This window comes from Arthrobacter sp. MDT2-34-1 (genome assembly GCF_059091365.1).
Genome location: NZ_JBNHGO010000004.1, coordinates 155,441 through 173,651, shown reverse-complemented (window position 1 = coordinate 173,651; position 18,211 = coordinate 155,441). Strand labels below are relative to the sequence as shown.

15 protein-coding genes are annotated in these 18,211 nt (G+C 70.4%); 9 read left to right on the top strand and 6 right to left on the bottom strand.

All coding sequences use genetic code 11. The features are described 5' to 3' along the window. Positions 1-200: 200 nt before the first annotated feature. Together AC5RVV_RS16690 and AC5RVV_RS16685 are read left to right on the top strand one after the other, a co-directional pair. Complete coding sequence (locus AC5RVV_RS16690) at positions 201-1,088, top strand: aminoglycoside phosphotransferase family protein (RefSeq protein ID WP_494002511.1); 888 nt, start codon at positions 201-203, stop codon at positions 1,086-1,088. A 70-nt stretch (positions 1,089-1,158) separates the two neighbouring features. Then, positions 1,159-1,536, top strand: coding sequence for a VOC family protein (locus AC5RVV_RS16685; RefSeq protein ID WP_494002510.1), 378 nt, complete (start codon positions 1,159-1,161; stop codon positions 1,534-1,536). 163 nt (positions 1,537-1,699) lie between these two features. Here AC5RVV_RS16685 and AC5RVV_RS16680 read toward each other — a convergent pair whose 3' ends face one another. From AC5RVV_RS16680 to AC5RVV_RS16670, 3 genes are all read right to left on the bottom strand, one after another. Further along, entirely contained in the window at positions 1,700-2,155 is a 456-nt protein-coding gene (locus AC5RVV_RS16680) for a DUF779 domain-containing protein (protein WP_494002509.1), read from the bottom strand. Positions 2,156-2,169: 14 nt separating this feature from the next. Further along, positions 2,170-3,693 (bottom strand): acetaldehyde dehydrogenase ExaC, encoded by a 1,524-nt coding sequence (gene exaC, locus AC5RVV_RS16675; RefSeq protein ID WP_494002508.1) that lies wholly within the window; start codon positions 3,691-3,693, stop codon positions 2,170-2,172. A 201-nt stretch (positions 3,694-3,894) separates the two neighbouring features. Next, positions 3,895-5,256, bottom strand: coding sequence for a GAF domain-containing protein (locus AC5RVV_RS16670; RefSeq protein WP_494002507.1), 1,362 nt, complete (start codon positions 5,254-5,256; stop codon positions 3,895-3,897). Positions 5,257-5,586: 330 nt separating this feature from the next. Here AC5RVV_RS16670 and tdh point away from each other — a divergent pair, with 330 nt between their 5' ends. Continuing rightward, the gene (tdh, locus tag AC5RVV_RS16665) at positions 5,587-6,633 is read left to right on the top strand and encodes an L-threonine 3-dehydrogenase (protein ID WP_494002506.1); all 1,047 of its coding nucleotides are present in this window, start codon (positions 5,587-5,589) and stop codon (positions 6,631-6,633) included. 11 nt (positions 6,634-6,644) lie between these two features. Further along, a complete protein-coding gene (locus AC5RVV_RS16660; RefSeq protein ID WP_494002505.1) occupies positions 6,645-7,862 on the top strand; it encodes a glycine C-acetyltransferase in 1,218 nt (405 codons plus the stop codon). A gap of 41 nt (positions 7,863-7,903) precedes the next feature. Here AC5RVV_RS16660 and AC5RVV_RS16655 read toward each other — a convergent pair whose 3' ends face one another. From AC5RVV_RS16655 to AC5RVV_RS16645, 3 genes are all read right to left on the bottom strand, one after another. Further along, entirely contained in the window at positions 7,904-8,941 is a 1,038-nt protein-coding gene (locus AC5RVV_RS16655; protein WP_494002504.1) for a sialate O-acetylesterase, read from the bottom strand. 100 nt (positions 8,942-9,041) lie between these two features. Further along, complete coding sequence (hutH, locus tag AC5RVV_RS16650) at positions 9,042-10,628, bottom strand: histidine ammonia-lyase (RefSeq protein WP_494002503.1); 1,587 nt, start codon at positions 10,626-10,628, stop codon at positions 9,042-9,044. 67 nt (positions 10,629-10,695) lie between these two features. Further along, a complete protein-coding gene (locus tag AC5RVV_RS16645) occupies positions 10,696-11,724 on the bottom strand; it encodes an ABC transporter substrate-binding protein (protein ID WP_494002502.1) in 1,029 nt (342 codons plus the stop codon). A 183-nt stretch (positions 11,725-11,907) separates the two neighbouring features. Here AC5RVV_RS16645 and AC5RVV_RS16640 point away from each other — a divergent pair, with 183 nt between their 5' ends. The 5 genes from AC5RVV_RS16640 to hutI are packed head-to-tail and all read left to right on the top strand — an operon-like array spanning position 11,908 to position 18,177. After that, entirely contained in the window at positions 11,908-12,630 is a 723-nt protein-coding gene (locus AC5RVV_RS16640; protein WP_494002501.1) for an IclR family transcriptional regulator, read from the top strand. A 2-nt stretch (positions 12,631-12,632) separates the two neighbouring features. Continuing rightward, positions 12,633-14,330 carry a urocanate hydratase gene (gene hutU, locus AC5RVV_RS16635; protein ID WP_494002541.1) on the top strand — a complete coding sequence of 566 codons (1,698 nt, stop codon included), beginning with the start codon at positions 12,633-12,635 and terminating at the stop codon, positions 14,328-14,330. Positions 14,331-14,336: 6 nt separating this feature from the next. Continuing rightward, positions 14,337-15,536: an allantoate amidohydrolase gene (locus tag AC5RVV_RS16630; protein ID WP_494002500.1), complete on the top strand. Its 1,200-nt coding sequence runs from the start codon at positions 14,337-14,339 to the stop codon at positions 15,534-15,536. Then, the gene (locus AC5RVV_RS16625) at positions 15,533-16,951 is read left to right on the top strand and encodes a formimidoylglutamate deiminase (protein WP_494002499.1); all 1,419 of its coding nucleotides are present in this window, start codon (positions 15,533-15,535) and stop codon (positions 16,949-16,951) included. The genes AC5RVV_RS16630 and AC5RVV_RS16625 overlap by 4 nt, the downstream gene beginning before the upstream one ends. Continuing rightward, positions 16,948-18,177: an imidazolonepropionase gene (gene hutI, locus AC5RVV_RS16620; protein WP_494002498.1), complete on the top strand. Its 1,230-nt coding sequence runs from the start codon at positions 16,948-16,950 to the stop codon at positions 18,175-18,177. Before AC5RVV_RS16625 ends, hutI begins: the two co-directional genes overlap by 4 nt. Positions 18,178-18,211 lie beyond the last annotated feature (34 nt).

Here is an 18,211-nt window from a genome sequence, read left to right as displayed (position 1 = left end):
GTTCCGCGGCGCCCGGCCCGCCCGGCCCGCCCGGCCCGCCCGGGTACGCGCGCGTCCGCCGGCGCCGACATCGGGCCGGTTCCGCTGGCCTAGCGGACCCGGCCGACATCGGGCCGGTTCCGCTGGCCTTACGGACCCGGTGCGACAGCCTTCGCCGCCGGCGGGGCCACGCCCGCCGATTAAAGGGAGTACGGAAACAGATGGCTTCGATGCCCGCTGCCGAAATCGACATCAGTAACGACCTGGTGCAGCGGTTGCTCTCGGACCAGTTCCCGGACCTCGCCCGGCTGCCGCTGGTGCGGGTGGCCAACGGGTGGGACAACGTGACGTTCAAACTCGGAGCCGATTTGGCCGTCCGGCTGCCGCGCCGGACCGCGGCAGGGGATCTGGTGCTGCATGAACAGCAGTGGCTCCCGTCCCTGGCCCGGGAGCTGCCCCTCGCCGTGCCGGCCCCGACGCGCCGCGGCAGCCCGACGTCGTACTATCCCTGGTCCTGGTCGGTAGTGCCGTGGCTGGAGGGCCGGGCTGCCTGGCGCCTCCGGCCGGAGGAACGGCGATCGCTGGCCCCGGGGCTGGCGGCGTTCGTGGCCGCGCTGCACGTGCCCGCCCCGTCCAACGCCCCGGTGAATCCGGTGCGCGGCGTGCCGCTGTCCTCCCGCAACGCAGCCATGGCGCAGCGCCTGGCTTCCGGGGCCATTCCGGAGGCAGAACGTGTCATGGCGCTGTGGCGCCAGCTGTCCGCCGTGCCCGCGTGGGAGGGACCGGCACTGTGGCTGCACGGCGACCTCCACCCGGGGAACCTGGTGGTGGACGGAAACCGGTTGGCGGCCGTCATCGACTTCGGCGACATCACCGCGGGCGATCCGGCCACCGACCTGGCCGCCGCCTGGCTGGTGTTTGACGCCCCGGGGCGCCGGGAGTTTATTGCGGCCGTCGAAGCGCGCACCGACGTTTCCCCGGACACCTGGCAGCGCGCCCGCGGCTGGGCGTTGAACATCGCGACGGTGCTGCTGACCTCCTCGGATGACAACCGGTTGTTGCGCGGCGTGGCGGAGCGGGCGCTGGCCGAAGTCCTGTCCGGGAGCTAGCCGCCGCGCCGCCGCCGCAGTAGCATGGCCGGACTACTGCCCAGGAAGTGCGTCCACGGGAGGAGCGGCGATGCCCGGCCCCACAGGACTGCAGCTGCATGCAACGGTGCTGGGAGCGCCGGATCCGTTGGCCTTGGCTCAGTTTTACGGTCGGCTGCTGGGCTGGGACATCCGCACCAACGAGCCAGACTGGGTGACGCTGGCCCATCCGGGCGGTGGGCCGGGGCTGTCCTTCCAGCTGGAGGAGGACTACCGCCGGCCGGTCTGGCCCGAAGAACCCGGCGAACAGCAAATGCTGATGCATTTGGACATCCTCGTCGAGAACCTGGCCGCCGCCTGCTCTCATGCCGAGTCGGTAGGGGCTGAACGTGCCGGATACCAACCGCAGGACGACGTCCGGGTGTACTTCGATCCGGCCGGGCACCCGTTCTGCCTCTTCGAACGCTAGCCGCGCGGGCAGTCAAGGTTTCCGCTCCTGCTCCGGTTCGCGCCCCCGGGTTTGGTCCCCGCTCCTGCTCCGGTTCGGGCCCCTGCTCCGCCTGCTAAGCGGAGCAGGGGCCCAAACCGGAGCGTCGCCCAGTGAGATCGGCAGCCCGGCCCGGACCGCCCCCTCAGCCCGGCTGTGCTGCGCCGTCGAACAGCCGGGAGCGGATCAGGAAGCGTTTGCCCTCCGGCGCCTCCACCGAGAACCCGCTGCCGCGCCCGTCCACCACGTCCACGGTCAGATGCGTGTGTTTCCAGTACGCGAACTGCTCCCGCGACATCCAGAAGTCCAGGCCCCCGCGGCCGGGAAGGTCGAACGTGCCCAGCAGCACGTCCGCATCGCCGGTGAGGAATTCGCCGGCCGGATAGCACATGGGGGAGGAACCGTCGCAGCAGCCGCCGGACTGATGGAACATCAGCGGCCCGTGGGACTCCCATAGTTTTTGCAGCAGCCCGACCGCCGGTCCAGTGAGCGCCACCCGGGAAAAATCCTCCCCGGGCAGCGCCACCGCGGCCTCGAGCGCCGCCTCGTGTTTCGCGGGCGGGGTGGGTGCACCCTGCCCCTGCGGTGAAGCAGACGCCATGACGTGACCTGTCTTTAGAAGAAGCCGAGCTTGTTCTCGTTGTAGCTGACCAGCAGGTTCTTGGTCTGCTGGTAGTGGTCCAGCATCATCGCGTGGTTCTCGCGGCCGATGCCCGAGGACTTGTAGCCGCCGAACGCCGCCCCCGCCGGGTAGGCGTGGTAGTTGTTCACCCACACCCGGCCCGCCTGGATTTCGCGCCCTGCCCGGTAGGCCACGTTCCCGTTGCGGCTCCATACGCCGGCTCCCAGCCCGTAGAGCGTGTCGTTCGCAATCTGCAGGGCTTCCTGATAGTTCCCGAACCGGGTAACCGAGACGACCGGCCCGAAGATCTCTTCCTGGAAGATCCGCATGCTGTTGTCGCCCTCGAAGATGGTGGGTTTCACGTAGTAGCCGTCGGCGAGGTCCCCGTCCAGGAGGTTCCGGCCGCCGCCGGTCAGGACTTTCGCGCCCTCCTGCTGGCCGATGTCCATGTAGGACAGGATCTTCTCCAGTTGGTCGTTGGAGGCCTGGGCGCCGACCTGGGTGTCCGTGTCGAGCGGGTTGCCCTGGATGATCGACTCGGTCCGGGCCAGGGCATCGGCCATGAACGAGTCGTAGATCGACTCCTGCACCAGCGCCCGCGACGGGCAGGTGCAGACTTCGCCCTGGTTGAACGCGAACAGGGTGAAGCCCTCCAGCGCCTTGTCGTAGAACGCGTCGTTCTCGGCGGCGACGTCGGAGAAGAAGATGTTCGGGCTCTTCCCGCCCAGCTCCAGCGTGACGGGAATCAGGTTCTGCGACGCGTACTGGCTGATCAGCCGGCCGGTAGTGGTCTCGCCGGTGAACGCGATCTTGCGGATCCGCGGACTGGACGCCAGCGGCTTGCCGGCTTCCACGCCGAAACCGTTGACCACGTTGACCACGCCAGCCGGCAGGATGTCCGCGATCAGTTCCATCAGCACCAGGATGGACGCCGGTGTCTGCTCCGCAGGCTTAAGAACGACGGCGTTGCCCGCCGCAAGCGCGGGAGCCAGCTTCCACGTGGCCATCAGGATGGGGAAGTTCCAGGGGATGATCTGCCCGACCACACCCAGTGGCTCGTGGTAATGGTAGGCGGTGGTGTCGTCGTCCAGTTGGGACAGCCGGCCCTCCTGGGCCCGGATGGCCGAGGCGAAGTAGCGGAAGTGGTCGGCGGCCAGCGGGATGTCGGCGGCCAGGGTCTCGCGCACGGCCTTGCCGTTGTCCCAGGTCTCGGCCACGGCCAGCAGTTCCAGGTTCTCCTCGATCCGGTCCGCGATCCGGTTCAGCACTGCGGCCCGGTCCGCTACCGAGGTCTTGCCCCACGACGGTGCCGCCTTGTGGGCGGCGTCCAAGGCCAGTTCGATGTCCTCGGCGGTCCCGCGTGCCACTTCGCAGAACGTCTTGCCGGTCACGGGGGAGGGGTTCTCGAAGTATTGGTTCTTCACCGGGGCGACCCATTCGCCGCCGATCCAGTTCTCGTAGCGCTGCTTGAAGCTGACGGGTGATCCCTCGGTTCCGGGCTGGGCGTAAACAGTCATGGTCGACTCCTCTGGCTTCGGTGTCCGGACCCCCACGGTCCGGCAGACGGCACTGTCTGTGTCCCCAGAGCCTACGGAGGGCAACGTTGCAATCAGGTTGCAGGGGTTGCCCATGCTGCGGCTCCGGCCGCGGCACGGTTCAGAAGGGGCCGCCGGACCACCGGCTCCGCCTGCACCACCGGCAGCGTTCCGAAAGTCCCGTCAGTCCCCGGCTTCCAACTGTTCCAGCACCGCGACGACCGCGGCCCGCTTGGGTGAGCGCGGCGGCAGGAGGCGCAGCGCCGCGCGCCAGGCCTCGCCGTCGTACTTTGCCTCGGGAAGCTGCAGGTACCGCAGGACTTCATCCGGCGATGCACTGCTCAGCACTGCCTCGCGCAGGGTGGCGCTGACGTGCCGGCGGAAACTGACGACGCCCGGCGCCTCCGACCGCGGAACGACCTGCCCGCGGTACAGGCCAAGCGCCTGCCGGTGTGCCCCGCGGGCCAGGCACCGGAGGACCTGCTGCGCGTCGACGGCCACTTCCTGGGGGAGGCAGTAGGGCCGGGATGTGGGCACGGCGGCAGGGCTGATGCCGGCCAGCAGCTTGCGCAACCGCACCATCTCGGCGCGCAAAGTAGCGCCCTGGGCCCGCGGGTTGAGCTGGTCCGCCAGTTCCCCGGCCGTCAGGCCGGCGGGATGCAGGGCCAGCAGGGTGAGGATCTCCGTGTGCCGCTGCGACAACTCGATCCGCTGGCCGGCCAGTTCCAACAGTCCCTGATCGCGTCCCATGATGCGCAGACCGGCCTTCGGGCGGGTTCCGGATTCGCCCTCCGGACGGGCCGGCGTCCCCCGACGCCTCGTGATCGGGCCGGCAGGTGCTGACCGGCTCCGCGTCCCCGGGTCGTGCCGGGCGGCTGCCTGGAGGCGGAGAATGCGCAGCTCTGCCTCGGCCGCCGCTACCGCCGCCCGGACCAAGGACAGCGTGTGGGGCGCGGCCGCTTCCTCCCCGCCGGTCAGATCCACGACGCCGAGGACGGCGCCGGTTTCGGGATCTTTGATGGGGACGGCGGTGCAGTTCCATGAATGGACCGCCCGGCTGAAGTGCTCGGCACCGGCGATTTGGACTCCACGGCCCAACGCGAGCGACGTGCCGGGCGCGCTGGTGCCCACGGTCGCCTCCGACCAGTCGGTGCCGGGCATGAACATCATGCCTTCGGCGCGGTCTTTCAGGCGGGCCTCTCCGTCCACCCATAGCAGCCGCCCGTGCCGGTCTCCCACGGCCACCAGCATCCCCGCGTCGCGGCTGGGCTCCACCAGCAGCCGGCCAAAGACCGGCATGATGGCGGACAAGGGATGGTTCCGGCGGAACTCGTCCAGCGCGTCGGCGGCCATGACCAGTGGAGCCAGCGCCCGATCCGGATCGGCCGCGTGCCGCAAGGACCGTTGCCAGGAGTCGCGGACCACTGCGCGCAGCCCCCTGATGCTCCCGGTCCCGGCGGACAGCTGAATCGGGTCCAGCCGCTCGTGCGCGGCGTAGGCCTGGTCCTGCACGGGCCGGGACGCTGGCTGGGCTGGGTGCGGCACTGGAGAACCCCTTTTACCGGATCGCAGCCACGCACCTGTGGCCGGGGTCACAGTCTAGCCTGCGCTTCCGCGGCCTTTCCACCGGCTTTCACGGCACGCGGTTCCCGGCCGGTTTCCTGTTTCCTATGGGGTCGGCCTGCCCGGTTCGCATTCGGTGACTTGAGGATGCCCTGCGGCCGCCGGTTGCGAGCAAAGCTACCCTGCCCCTGACGCGACGGATACGGTGACGTGCTCCACTTCGCCAAGACAGTTACGTAGAGTTGGCCTAGTGATCCGGGCCACAGCCCGGGCGGCCGGACGCGCCGGCCCCGCTTAGCGAAAGGACACCGCGTGAAGGCGCTCTACAAGCCCGGCCCACAGGCCGGCTTCGAGCTGGTCGACCGTCCGGAACCGGAACCCGGCACCGGCGAGGTCAAGATCAAGGTCCACACCACGGGCATTTGCGGCACCGACCTGCACATCCAGGCCTGGGACGACTGGGCCGCGGGGGCGGTCCGGGCGCCGCTCATCCCCGGCCACGAGTTCTATGGCGAGGTCGTGGCCGCCGGCAGCGCCGTGCAGGACGTGCAGATCGGCGACCGGGTCTCGGGGGAGGGCCACATCGTCTGCGGGACCTGCCGGAACTGCCGCGCGGGCCGGCGGCAGATGTGCATCCGCACGGTCAGCGTCGGCGTGCAGCGGGACGGTGCCTTCGCCGAGTTCGTGGTGATCCCCGAAACCAATGTGTGGGTGCACACCGACCCGGCGGTCACGCCCGAACTGGGCGCGATCTTCGATCCGTTCGGCAACGCCGTGCACACGGCACTGAGCTTTCCGCTGGTCGGTGAAGACGTGCTGATCACCGGCGCCGGGCCCATCGGGCTGATGGCGATAGCGGTAGTACGCCACGCCGGAGCCCGCAAGATCGCCGTCACCGACGTGTCCGCCGAACGGTTGGAGCTGGCCAAGCACATGGGCGCCGACATGGTGGTGGACGTCAGCCACGCCCGGGTGGCGGACGCACAACGGCAGCTGGAACTGGTCGAAGGTTTTGACATTGGGCTGGAGATGTCCGGCCGCGGCTCGGCACTGCGGGCCATGATCGACAACATGACCCACGGCGGCCGGATTGCGCTCCTGGGGCTGCCGGCCGAAGACATCACCATCGACTGGGCCAAGGTGGTCACCCACATGCTCACGCTCAAGGGCATCTACGGGCGCGAGATGTTCGAAACCTGGTACGCGATGAGCGCCATGCTCTCCTCCAGCCCGGCCCTGCACGCGGCGATTTCCTCCGTGATCACCGACGTGCTGCCAGCCGCCGAATGGGAGCGCGGGTTCGAGACGGCCCGGCAGGGGACAAGCGGCAAAGTGGTCCTGGACTGGACCCGGATATAGGGAGGAGAAGCATGTACGGAACACTCAAGGACCAGCTGGCCTCGGAGCTGGAGGAGATCCGCGCCGCCGGACTGTTCAAGGCCGAACGGCGCATCACCACCCCGCAGTCCAGCCACATCTCCGCCGGCCCGGAGGACGGGTCAACCCGCGAGGTGCTGAACTTCTGCGCTAACAACTACCTGGGGTTGGCCGACCATCCGGACATCATCGCCACCGCGAAGGCCGCCATGGAGGAGAGAGGGTTCGGCATGGCCAGCGTGCGGTTTATCTGCGGCACGCAGGACCTCCACCTGCAGCTGGAACGGGAGGTGTCGCGCTTCCTGGGCACCGAGGACACCATCCTGTTCTCGTCCTGTTTCGACGCCAACGGCGGGGTCTTTGAATCCTTGTTCGGGCCGGAGGACGCCATCATCTCGGACGCGCTGAACCATGCCTCGATCATCGACGGCATCCGGTTGTCCAAGGCAGTGCGGTTCCGCTACGCCAATCGGGACATGGCCGAACTTCAGGAGCGGCTGCAACAGGCTGCGGCAATGAACGACGGCGCCGGCGCACGGCGGACCGTCATCGTCACCGACGGCGTGTTCTCCATGGACGGTTACCTGGCGCCGCTGGAACGGATCTGCGAACTGGCCGAAGAATACGGCGCGCTGGTGATGGTCGACGACTCGCACGCCGTCGGCTTCATGGGTGCCAACGGTGCCGGCACCCCGGAGCATGCCGGGGTGGCTGACAGGGTGGACATCTACACCGGGACCTTCGGCAAGGCGCTCGGCGGTGCCTCCGGCGGTTACGTGTCCGGCCGCCGCGAAATCGTGACCGTGCTGCGGCAAAAGGCCCGGCCGTACCTGTTCTCCAACTCCGTCGCGCCGGCCATCGTGGCCGCCGCCTTGAAGGCGCTGGAACTGGTGGGCGGTTCGGCCGACCTTCGGTCGCGGCTGCAGGACAACACGGCGTTGTTCCGCCGGCGGATGGCCGAGGAAGGGTTCGATCTGCTCGAAGGCGTGCACCCGATCGTCCCGGTCATGTTCCACGACGCGGTCCTCGCCGGGCGGGTGGCCGAGGCCATGCTCGCCCACGGCGTGTACGTCACCGCCTTCAGCTATCCGGTGGTGCCCAAGGGCGCAGCGCGGATCCGCGTGCAGCTCTCGGCGGCCCATAGCGCCGACGACGTCGAGGCCTGCGTCGCGGCGTTCGTTGCCTCCCGACAGGCGGTCGGGCAGGCCTGACCGGGCGGGGCGTGGCGCCCTTTCCCGGCCCGCCGGCCCGGCTACCGGGCCCGGTCCGCGGTTTCGGCCTCGAAGGCGCGGTAGAAGCGCAGGCCGAGCTCGCGGGCGCCGGCGGCACTGTAATGGATCTGTTCGGCATCCTGGCTGGCGCCGGACGGGCCCGCCACGAACGCCGTCCGCAACCGCTGCGCCGCCACGGAGCGGTGCGCGGCGTCGATGCCGCGCCGCCGCCGGTCATCGGGCAGCCATTCGGGCACCATCCCGCCGATCAGGAACGGCGCCGGCCCCAGCGCGTCGCGGACCAGATCAATAATCTGCAGCAACTTGCGGCGGTACCAGCCTTCTGAGGCGCCCAGCACCGCGTCGGACTCGCCCTGGTGCCACAGGACCGCCGCCAAACGGTTGCGCGGATTCAGCGAGAGCGCCTGCCGGGCGGCATCCAGCGCGCGGTGGCACAGGTTCGTTCGGGCAGTCTTGTTGTCCGGATCCCAGGAGTAGTCGGCGTTGCCGGTGATCGAGGTGCCGCCCAGGGCCGCGGGCACCAGCAACACCTTGCGGCCGGCCGGCTGGGCCAGCCACAGCTGCCGCGCGAATTCGAGGCCGGGTCCCACCGCGGGCCGGCCGTCCACCCACACACTGGCGACATGGCAGAGCGGTTCGCTGGCCGCGATGACCCGGCCGGCGGACGGGCCGGAACCCGCCAGCTGGTCGATCCCGTCGAGCTCCACATCGATGGCCGGATCAAAGGGGAGGCCGCAGCCCTGCATGTTCGACTGGCCCAGCAGCAGGACGACGTCGTGACCGGCCTGGCGGGGATCGACACGCCCGTTGGCAGCCGTTTGGGCGGCAGCCGCGATTGTCGGGGCCAGGAGTTGCAGCAGCTCCCGGTGGGTGGCCGACGCCGGGTCCGCCACCAAGCGCGCAATCCGCTCGTCATCCGGTGCGGAATCCGGACGGGTTGCTGCGGCCGCCCCGGCCGTGCCCAACGCCCCGGCCCCGATGCCGGCCGCAAGGACGGGAACCGTCTGCTGCAGCAGTCTGCGCCGGCTCGGCTGTCCCTCGGGCGTGTTGGCGGCCATGCAGCAGGTCCTCCCGGTGCCGGCCCCCAGAGTCCCTGCGCCGCATCCGGTCCGGTCTGCCGGACGCGGCGATTGTCGGCACCAGTCTATGCCGAACGCGTCAGTTCAGTGCCGTGCCCGCCGCCTGTTCGACGGCGTCCACCAGCACGCCGCTGTCCACCAGCAGTCGGACCGCCTCGATTTCCGGCGAGAGATAGCGGTCGGTGCCCGGACCGGCGACGGTTTTGCGGATCTCCCGGCGCACCGCGGTGACGGCCGGGGCGCTGCGGGAGGTCTCCACGCCGCCGTCGCGCATGTCCAGGGCGCGGGCACTGGTGAGCAGTTCAATGGCCAGCACCCGGGTGAGCCCGTCCAGGGCGCGGCGCAGTTTCAGCCCCGCGGACCACCCCATGGACACATGGTCCTCCTGCATGGCCGAGGACGGGATGGAATCCACCGACGCCGGGTTGGCGAGCCGCTTGAGCTCGCTGACGATGCCGGCCTGGGTGTACTGGGCGATCATGTGCCCGGAGTCCACCCCCGGATCATCGGCCAGGAAAGCATTCAGGCCGTGGCTGCGGGCGGTGTCCAGGAACCGGTCGGTCCGCCGTTCGCTCATCGAGGCAAGGTCGGCCACGGCGATGGCCAGGAAGTCCAGCGCGTAGCCGACCGGGGCGCCGTGGAAGTTGCCGTTGGACTCCACCCGGCCGTCCGGGGTGACCACGGGATTGTCGACGGCGGAGGCCAGTTCGTAGCCGGCCACCGATTCCACATGGGCAAGCGTGGCGCGCGCCGCGCCGTGCACCTGGGGTGCGCAGCGCAGGGAGTACGCATCCTGGACCCGGGTGAACCGGTGCTGCGCATCGGCTCCGGCTGACTTTTGCTCTGCGATCAGGACGGAACCGGCCAGGACGGTGCGCATGTTGGCGGCCGCAGCGATCTGGCCGGGGTGCGGCCGGAGCGCGTGCAGGTCCTCGGCCAGCACGGAGTCGGTGCCGAGCAAACCTTCGATGCTCATGGCCGCGGCGAGGTCGGCGGTCTTCAGCAGCCGGTGCAGGTCGGCCGACGCCATGATCAGCATGCCCAGCATGCCGTCGGTGCCGTTGATCAGTGCCAGCCCTTCCTTCTCCCGCAGCTCCACCGGCTCCAGGCCTGCGGCGGCCAGTGCGTCGGCGGCCGCCACCAGCTCGCCTTCCTGGGTGCGGACCTGGCCCTCACCCATCAGGGCGAGTGCGCAGTGGGCCAGCGGCGCGAGGTCCCCGGAACAGCCCAGGGAGCCGTATTCGCCGATCACCGGGGTGATGCCGGCGTTGAGGATGCCCGCGTAGGCCTGGGCCACCAGCGGGCGGACGCCGGTGCGGCCGGTGGCCATCGTCGCCAGCCGGTTAAGCATCAGCCCGCGCACCACCTCCCGGTCCACCTCGGCCCCGGACGAGGCCGCGTGGCTGCGGATCAGGCTGCGCTGGAGCTGGGTGCGCAGCTGCACCGGGATCTGCTTGGTGGCCAGGGCGCCGAAGCCGGTGCTGACCCCGTAGTGCGGCACGTCGTCATCCACCAGGGCCTCGATCACCTTGCGGGATTCGGCCATGGCCTGCAGGGATTCCTCGCTGAGCTCGACGGCGGCGCCGTGGCGGGCGACGGCGACGACGTCGGCGGGGGAGAGGGGTCCGACGGAGACGGAGACGGTGGCGGTCTGGAGCTGGGACATGGTGCCTTTCGGGTGCGGGTTCGGGTGCGGGTGAAGGTGGGAGTGGCGGGTATGGGAGGGGCGGGGATCAGTCCGCGATCAGTGCGTCATAGTCGGGCTCGTTCTTCAGCACGCCGTACTTGGTGGCCGCGGACCCCAGCTTTTGCAGGCCCTCCATGTTGACCTCCGGATACCAGCGGGAGATCACTATCTTCTCGGCCAATTCGGGCGTGACCTTGGCATAATCCTGGATGATCGTGCGCACCTCGTCCTCGTTCTCCGAGGCGAACTGGAAAGATTTCTCCAGCGCCCGGCGGAAGCGCTCAACGAGCTCGGGGTCCTCCTGCAGGGTTTGCTCGGAGGCGAAGTAGAAGGCCGAATCGAAGTCGTCGGCGAGGTCGGTCATGGGGCTGGCCACGATCTTTCCGCCGGCGTCCAGGATCTGCGTGCGGAACGGCTCCGTGGTCCAGGCCGCGTCCACGTCGCCGCGCTCCAGCGCCGCGGGCATGTTGGGGTACGGCATCTCGACGAAGTCGACGGCGTCCGGGTCGCCGCCCGCCTGTTCGACGGAGTTCCGGATGGTGACGTCGGCGAAGTTGTTCAGCGCGTTCACCGCGACCGTCTTGCCCACCAGGTCCGCGGCGCTCTCGATGCCGCTGTCCGGCATGGCCGCCACCTCGGTCCCATCCTTCCCGGGCTCATTGGTGGAGCTGGAGCCGTTGGAGACGACCGTGATCGGCAGCCCCTTGTCCCGCGCGATCAGCAGCGAGATGACGTTGGAGTAGCCGAACTGGTATTCGCCGGTCATCACCGCCGGAACGATGGCCGCCCCGCCCTGGGCCAGCTGGATGGACAGCTGGATGCCTTCCTCCTCGAAGTAGCCCTCCTGCATGCCCAGGTAAACCGGGGCCACGTCTGCGATCGGGATCAGGCCCAGGCTCACCTGGTCCAGGTTGGCGTCTGCCGGCGCCCCTGCGGTTTCCGTTCCGCCGCCGGTGGAGGACGGACTGCCGGAGCCGCACCCGGTCAGCAGGAGGGCGCCGGCCAGCACCGCGGCCGAGGCGGTGGCCAGCAGGGGGCGGCGGGGCGCGGTGGCCGCGGACATCAATGGGCGCATCAGGGTCTCCTTGTTTCTGCCGGTACGCGGCATACCTGTTTCGATCAGTAAAACGAGCGTGGCTTGCTACCTGAAGCTACCCATCCGCGCTGCCGGGGTCAAGGGTTTTTTGCTAATTCCTTGCCGCTGAATGAAATTGATGTTTTACTGGCTGCAACATTGGATGGTTACCGAGGAGCAGAGATGGCGTCAGGAACGGCAGCGGATCCTACGACCAGGGCGGCGGACCGCACCCTGGCGCTGCTTCGCATCGTCTGCGAGCACGACGGCGTGAAGCTCGCCGATGCGGCCAAGGCGGTGGGCCTGTCGGCGTCGACCGCGTTGCGCCTGCTGCGCACGCTGGAAGCCAACGGGTTCGCAGCGAAACGCGACAACGCGCTCTACCGGCCGGGCTTCCGGATGGTGCAGTTGGGTGTCCAGGCGCTCAGCCACGAGTCGCTGGTGGATGCGGGCCGGGAGGTCCTGCGGAGCCTCGTGGACCAGACCGGGGAGTCGGCGTACCTGAGCGTGACCGCCGGCAACGACCACGGGCTGTACATAGCCATCGAAGAGGGCACCCATACCGTGCGCCACGTGAATTGGGTGGGCCGGACCTTCCCGATGGCGGGCAGCGCGGCCGGGGCGGCCCTCAGCGGACAGGTGGGCCGGGGCGGGTACACCGTGCAGGCGGACAGCGTGGAGGCCGACGTCACCGCCGTCGCGGCTCCCGTCTTCGCCGGCGACAAGGTGGTTGCCGCGGTGAGCATCGTCGCGCCTAGCTACCGCACGACGGCAGAGGCCGCCGAAAAATTCGGGCTGCTGCTGGCCGAACAAGCCGGCACGCTCTTCGCCGCGCCGGAGGGCTCGGCGGCCAATGGGACCGAAGAACATAACCAGAGAAGTACCTCCACGCCAGAAAGGGCATGACGATGACGTTCACCCAGCACGACCCTTCCCGCCGCATCCGGGCTTCCCGGGGCACCACCCTCACCGCCAAGAGCTGGCAGACCGAGGCTCCGCTCCGGATGCTGATGAACAACCTGGATCCCGAAGTGGCGGAACGCCCCGAGGACCTGGTGGTCTACGGCGGCACCGGCCGCGCCGCACGCTCCTGGGAAGCCTACGACGCGATCGTCAAGACGCTGGCGGAACTCGAAGACGACGAGACGCTGCTGGTCCAGTCCGGCAAGCCCGTGGGCGTGCTGCGCACCAACCCCTGGGCCCCGCGCGTGCTCCTCGCTAACTCGAACCTGGTGGGCGACTGGGCCAACTGGCCGGAATTCCGCCGCCTGGAGGCCGAAGGGCTGATGATGTACGGCCAGATGACGGCCGGGTCCTGGATCTACATCGGCACCCAGGGAATCCTGCAGGGCACCTTCGAGACCTTCGCCGCCGTCGGCGCCAAGCTGCACGAGGCCGGCAAGACAGCGTCGCCCACGCTGGCCGGAACGCTGACACTGACCGGCGGCTGCGGCGGCATGGGCGGAGCCCAGCCGCTGGCGGTCACCCTTAACGACGGCGCCTGCCTGATCGTGGACGTGGACGAGGCCCGGCTCCGCCGCCGCGTGGGCAAACGCTACTTGGACGAGGTGGAGACGGATTTGGACACCGCCGTCGCGAAGGCCATGAGGGCCAAGGAAGAAGGCCGCGGCTGGTCGGTGGGCTACGTGGGCAACGCGGCGGAGGTGTTCCCCGAGATCCTGCGCCGGCACCGGGCCGGCGAGATCACCGTGGACGTGGTCACCGACCAGACCTCGGCCCACGATCCGCTGTCGTACCTGCCGGAAGGCATTTCCGTGGCGGATTGGCAGCGCGAGGCCCAGGCCGATCCGGTCGGCTTCACCAAGAAGGCGCAGGCGTCCATGGCCCGGCACGTGCAGGCCATGGTGGAGTTCCAGGACGCCGGAGCCGAGGTGTTCGACTACGGCAACTCGATCCGCGACGAGGCGCGCAAGGGCGGCTGCGAGCGCGCCTTCGAGTTCCCGGGCTTCGTCCCGGCCTACATCCGGCCGCTGTTCTGCGAGGGACTGGGCCCGTTCCGCTGGGTGGCGCTCTCGGGCGACCCGAAGGACATCGAGGTGACCGATGCAGCCCTGAAGGAACTGTTCCCGGAGAACGAGCACCTGCACCGGTGGCTGGATGCTGCGGCCGAGCGGGTGGAGTTCGAGGGGCTGCCGGCGCGCATCTGCTGGCTGGGCTACGGCGAGCGCCACCAGGCCGGGCTGCTCTTCAACCGGCTGGTGGCCGAGGGCAAGGTCTCGGCGCCGATCGTGATCGGCCGCGACCACCTGGACTCCGGCTCCGTCGCCTCGCCGTACCGGGAGACCGAGGCGATGGCCGACGGCTCGGACGCCATCGCGGACTGGCCGCTGTTGAACGCCTTGACCGCCGCGAGCTCCGGGGCCACATGGGTGTCCATCCACCACGGCGGCGGCGTCGGCATCGGCCGCTCCATCCACGCCGGCCAGGTGTCGGTGGCGGACGGCACCGAGTTGGCGGCGCAGAAGCTGGAGCGGCTGCTGACCAACGATCCGGGGATGGGCGTGATCCGCCACGTGGACGCCGGCTACGACCGCGCCGTCGAGGTCGCGGCCGAACGGGGCGTCCACATCCCGATGGGCAAGTAGGCGCAGATGGAAACTGTGTCCTCCCTCCTGGAATCCATTGCCGACGTCGGCCGTGACGCGCTACGCGGCGGGTATTCGCGGCCGGTCTATTCCACCGCGGAACTGGGCCTGCGCGACTGGTTCATCGAACAGGCCCAACGGCGCGGGCTGGGCGTGGAGACGGACCGCAACGGCATCATCTGGGCGTGGTGGGGCGAGCCGCAGCCCGGCGCCCTGGTCACCGGCAGCCATCTGGATTCGGTTCCCGGCGGCGGCGCCTTCGACGGGCCGCTGGGCGTCGCCTCCGCGCTCGCCGCCGTGGACCTCCTCAAGGATCGCGGCGTCGAGCCGAACCGGTCGCTGGCCGTCACGGTCTTCCCGGAAGAAGAAGGATCGCGGTTCGGTGTGGCCTGCCTGGGCTCGCGGCTGCTGGCCGGCGCCATCGATCCGGACAAGGCCCGGAACCTGCGCGACGAGAGCGGCGACACGTTCGCCGACGTCGCCCGGGCCAACGGGCTGGATCCTGCGCATCTGGGGCGCGACGAGGAGGCGCTGGCGCGGATCGGCGACTTCATCGAGCTGCATGTGGAGCAGGGCCGCGGCCTGGGCGAGGACGGCCCGACCATCGCCGTTGGCAGTTCCATCCTGGGCCACGGGCGGTGGCGGATCAGTGTCACCGGCCAGGGCAACCATGCCGGCACCACCCTGATGGCCGACCGTGCCGATCCGATGGTCGCCGCGGCGCAGATCATCCTGGCCGTACAGCAGGCCGCGGCCAAGCAGCCCGACGCCCGCGCCACGGTCGGCCGCCTCCAGCCGGTGCCCGGCGGCACCAACGTGATCGCCTCGCGGGTGGACCTGTGGCTGGACGCCCGGCACCCGGACGACGCCGTCACCGCGCACCTGGTCGAGGCCATCCACGGGAAGGCCCAGAAGATCGCCGCCTTCGAGGGCTGCTCCGTCTCGCTGACGGAAGAGTCCTACAGCGGAACCGTGCACTTCGACTCCGCGTTGCAGCGCCAGCTGGAGAACGCCCTGCCCGGCGCGCCGGTGCTGGCCACCGGTGCCGGGCACGACGCCGGCGTGCTGGCCGCGCGGGTGCCGTCCGGCATGTTGTTCGTGAAAAACCCCTCCGGCATCTCGCACTCCCCGGAGGAATACGTGGAGCCCTGGGACGCGGACGCCGGCGCGGAAGCCTTGGCGGACGTGCTCGAGGCACTGCTGTGAGCAGCATCTGGTGCGAGCGCGCCTGGCTGGGCCCCGCCGGCGTGGCCGAGGGAGTCCTGCTGGGCTGCGACGACGCCGGGACGATCACGCACGTGGGCACGGCGCCCCGGCCCGATCCGGCTGACGGCGTGCTGGTGCTCGACGGCGTGGTCTTTCCCGCCGCCGCCAACGCGCACTCGCACGCATTCCACCGGGTGCTGCGGGGCCGCACCCACGCCGGCCGGGGCGACTTCTGGACGTGGCGGGAGCAGATGTACCGCGCGGCCGGGACGCTGACCCCGGAAAACTACGAGCGCCTGGCGACGGCGGTGTTCGCGGAGATGGTGGCGGCCGGCTTCAGCAGCGTGGCGGAGTTCCACTACGTCCACCACCGCCCGGACGGCAGCCCGTACGGGCCCGGAAGCGCGGCCGGCGGGAGCCGCGGCAGGCACCGGTCCGGTCCGGCGGGCGATGATCCGGAGACCCCCGGGTACGGCGGGCACGCGATGGAACTGGCGCTGTGCCGGGCCGCCGAGGCGGCCGGCATCCGGCTGACCCTGCTGGACACCTGCTACCTGGCCGGCGGCATCGGCGTCCCGCTGGCGCCGGAGCAGCAGCGCTTCGGCGACGGCGACGTGCAGGCCTGGCTGGCCCGGCTCGACTCGCTGCGCCGCGTGGTTGCGGACCGGTTCGACCCGGCGCGGATCACGGTGGGCGCCGCCCTGCACTCGGTCCGCGGGGTGCCCGAAGCCGCGCTTCCGCTCATCGCCGAGCACCTGCCCGAGGGCCTGCCGCTGCACATCCATCTCTCCGAGCAGCCGGCCGAGAATGAGGCCTGCCTGGCCGCCTACGGGGTGACGCCGGCCGGCCTGCTGGCCCGGCACGGGCTGCTGTCGCCACGCCTGAGCGCCGTCCACGCCACGCACCTGACCGCGGGGGACATCTCGCTGCTCGGGGAAGCCGGTGCCACCGTGGTGATGTGCCCGACCACGGAAGCCGATCTCGCCGACGGCATCGGCCCGGCCCGGGAGCTGGCGGACGCCGGCGCCCGGATCGCCGTCGGCACCGACCAGCACGCCGTCATCGACCCCTGGCTGGAGATGCGGGCGCTGGAACACGGAGAACGGCTGGCCAGCGGCCAGCGCGGCCGGTTTGCACCGGCCGAGCTGCTGGATTCGGTGTCCGCCGGAGCCGCCGCTGCGATGGGCACCCCGGTGGCCGGCATCGCCGTCGGAATGGCCTGCGACCTGATGGCCGTGAACCCCGGCAGCGTCCGCACGGTAGGCTCAAAGCCCGGGCAACTGCCGCTGAGCGCCAGCGCAGCGGACGTTTCCGCCGTCGTCGTTGCCGGTGACTTGCTGGCCGTCAACGGCCGCCACCGGCGCCTGGGTTGGCCGGCCGAGCTGCTGGCCGACGCCCTGAAGGAGTTTGAATGAGCACTGTCGTCACCAACATCGGCGAACTGCACACGCAGGACCCGGCCCGCGGCGCGGACTCCGTGCTGCACGACGCCGCGGTGATCATCGAGGGGGAGCGCATCTCCTGGCTCGGGCCCGCGGCACAGGCCCCCGATGCCGACGAACAGTTCGACGCCGGCGGGCGGGCCGTGTTGCCGGGCTGGGTGGATTCGCACACGCACCTGGTCTTTGCCGGAGACCGCACCGCCGAGTTCGAGGCACGGATGGCCGGCCAGTCCTACCAGGCCGGCGGGATCGCCGTCACCACCGGCGCCACCCGCGAGGCCAGCGACTACGACCTCACGCGCCTGCTGCTGGCCCGGGTGGCGGAGGCGGCCGCCGGCGGCACCACCTACCTGGAGACCAAGACCGGCTACGGCCTGGACGTGGAGCAGGAGGCCCGCAGCGCCCGCATCGCGTCCACCGTGGCCGATGAGGTCACCTACCTCGGGGCGCACCTGGTGCCGGCGGGCATCGACGCCGACGACTACACCGACCTGGTCTGCGGGGACATGCTCGCGGCGGTGAGGCCGTACGTGCAGTGGGCCGACGTGTTCTGCGAACGCGGGGCCTTCACCGAGGCCCAATCACGCCGGGTGCTGGCGGCCTGCCGCGACGCCGGCCTCGGGCTGCGCGTGCACGGCAACCAGCTGGGTGAAGGTCCCGGCGTGCGGCTGGCCGTGGAATTTGGGGCGGCCAGCGTGGACCACGTCAACTATTTGAACGACGACGACGTCGCAGCGCTCGCCGGCAGCTGGGCCGGCTGGGACCGGGCCAGCGGCACGGGGGAGCGCGGCACCGTGGCCACCTGCCTGCCGGCCTGCGACCTGTCCACCCGCCAGCCGCTGGCGCCCGGCCGGCAACTGCTCGATGCCGGCGTCGAAATCGCCCTGGCGTCCAACTGCAACCCGGGGACCTCGTTCACGAGTTCCATGAACTTCTGCGTCACCACCGCCGTCCTGCAGATGGGACTCAGCGTGCACGAGGCGGTCCGGGCCGCCACCTATGGCGGGGCGCTGGCGCTCGGGCGGCATGCCGGGGTCGATGCCGAAGGCCAGCGTGCCGTCGGGTCCCTCGCCGTCGGCCATCGGGCCGACCTGCACCTGCTCAACGCCCCGTCGGCCACCCACCTCGCCTACCGGCCCGGCATGCCCCTGACCGCCGCGGTGTGGCGGGCGGGCGTGCGCTCGGCCGTGGGGGCCTAGGGCGTCCGGCCCGCCCCGGGATACTGCAGGCCCG

Excerpts from the sequence above, each read along its gene's own strand:
- AC5RVV_RS16690 (WP_494002511.1), top strand. The coding sequence starts at position 201 with ATGGCTTCGATGCCCGCTGCCGAAATCGACATCAGTAACGACCTGGTG.
- AC5RVV_RS16685 (WP_494002510.1), top strand. The coding sequence starts at position 1,159 with ATGCCCGGCCCCACAGGACTGCAGCTGCATGCAACGGTGCTGGGAGCG.
- AC5RVV_RS16680 (WP_494002509.1), bottom strand. The coding sequence starts at position 2,155 with ATGGCGTCTGCTTCACCGCAGGGGCAGGGTGCACCCACCCCGCCCGCG.
- exaC (WP_494002508.1), bottom strand. The coding sequence starts at position 3,693 with ATGACTGTTTACGCCCAGCCCGGAACCGAGGGATCACCCGTCAGCTTC.
- AC5RVV_RS16660 (WP_494002505.1), top strand. The coding sequence starts at position 6,645 with ATGTACGGAACACTCAAGGACCAGCTGGCCTCGGAGCTGGAGGAGATC.
- AC5RVV_RS16655 (WP_494002504.1), bottom strand. The coding sequence starts at position 8,941 with ATGGCCGCCAACACGCCCGAGGGACAGCCGAGCCGGCGCAGACTGCTG.
- hutH (WP_494002503.1), bottom strand. The coding sequence starts at position 10,628 with ATGTCCCAGCTCCAGACCGCCACCGTCTCCGTCTCCGTCGGACCCCTC.
- AC5RVV_RS16645 (WP_494002502.1), bottom strand. The coding sequence starts at position 11,724 with ATGCGCCCATTGATGTCCGCGGCCACCGCGCCCCGCCGCCCCCTGCTG.
- AC5RVV_RS16640 (WP_494002501.1), top strand. The coding sequence starts at position 11,908 with ATGGCGTCAGGAACGGCAGCGGATCCTACGACCAGGGCGGCGGACCGC.
- hutU (WP_494002541.1), top strand. The coding sequence starts at position 12,633 with ATGACGTTCACCCAGCACGACCCTTCCCGCCGCATCCGGGCTTCCCGG.
- AC5RVV_RS16630 (WP_494002500.1), top strand. The coding sequence starts at position 14,337 with ATGGAAACTGTGTCCTCCCTCCTGGAATCCATTGCCGACGTCGGCCGT.
- hutI (WP_494002498.1), top strand. The coding sequence starts at position 16,948 with ATGAGCACTGTCGTCACCAACATCGGCGAACTGCACACGCAGGACCCG.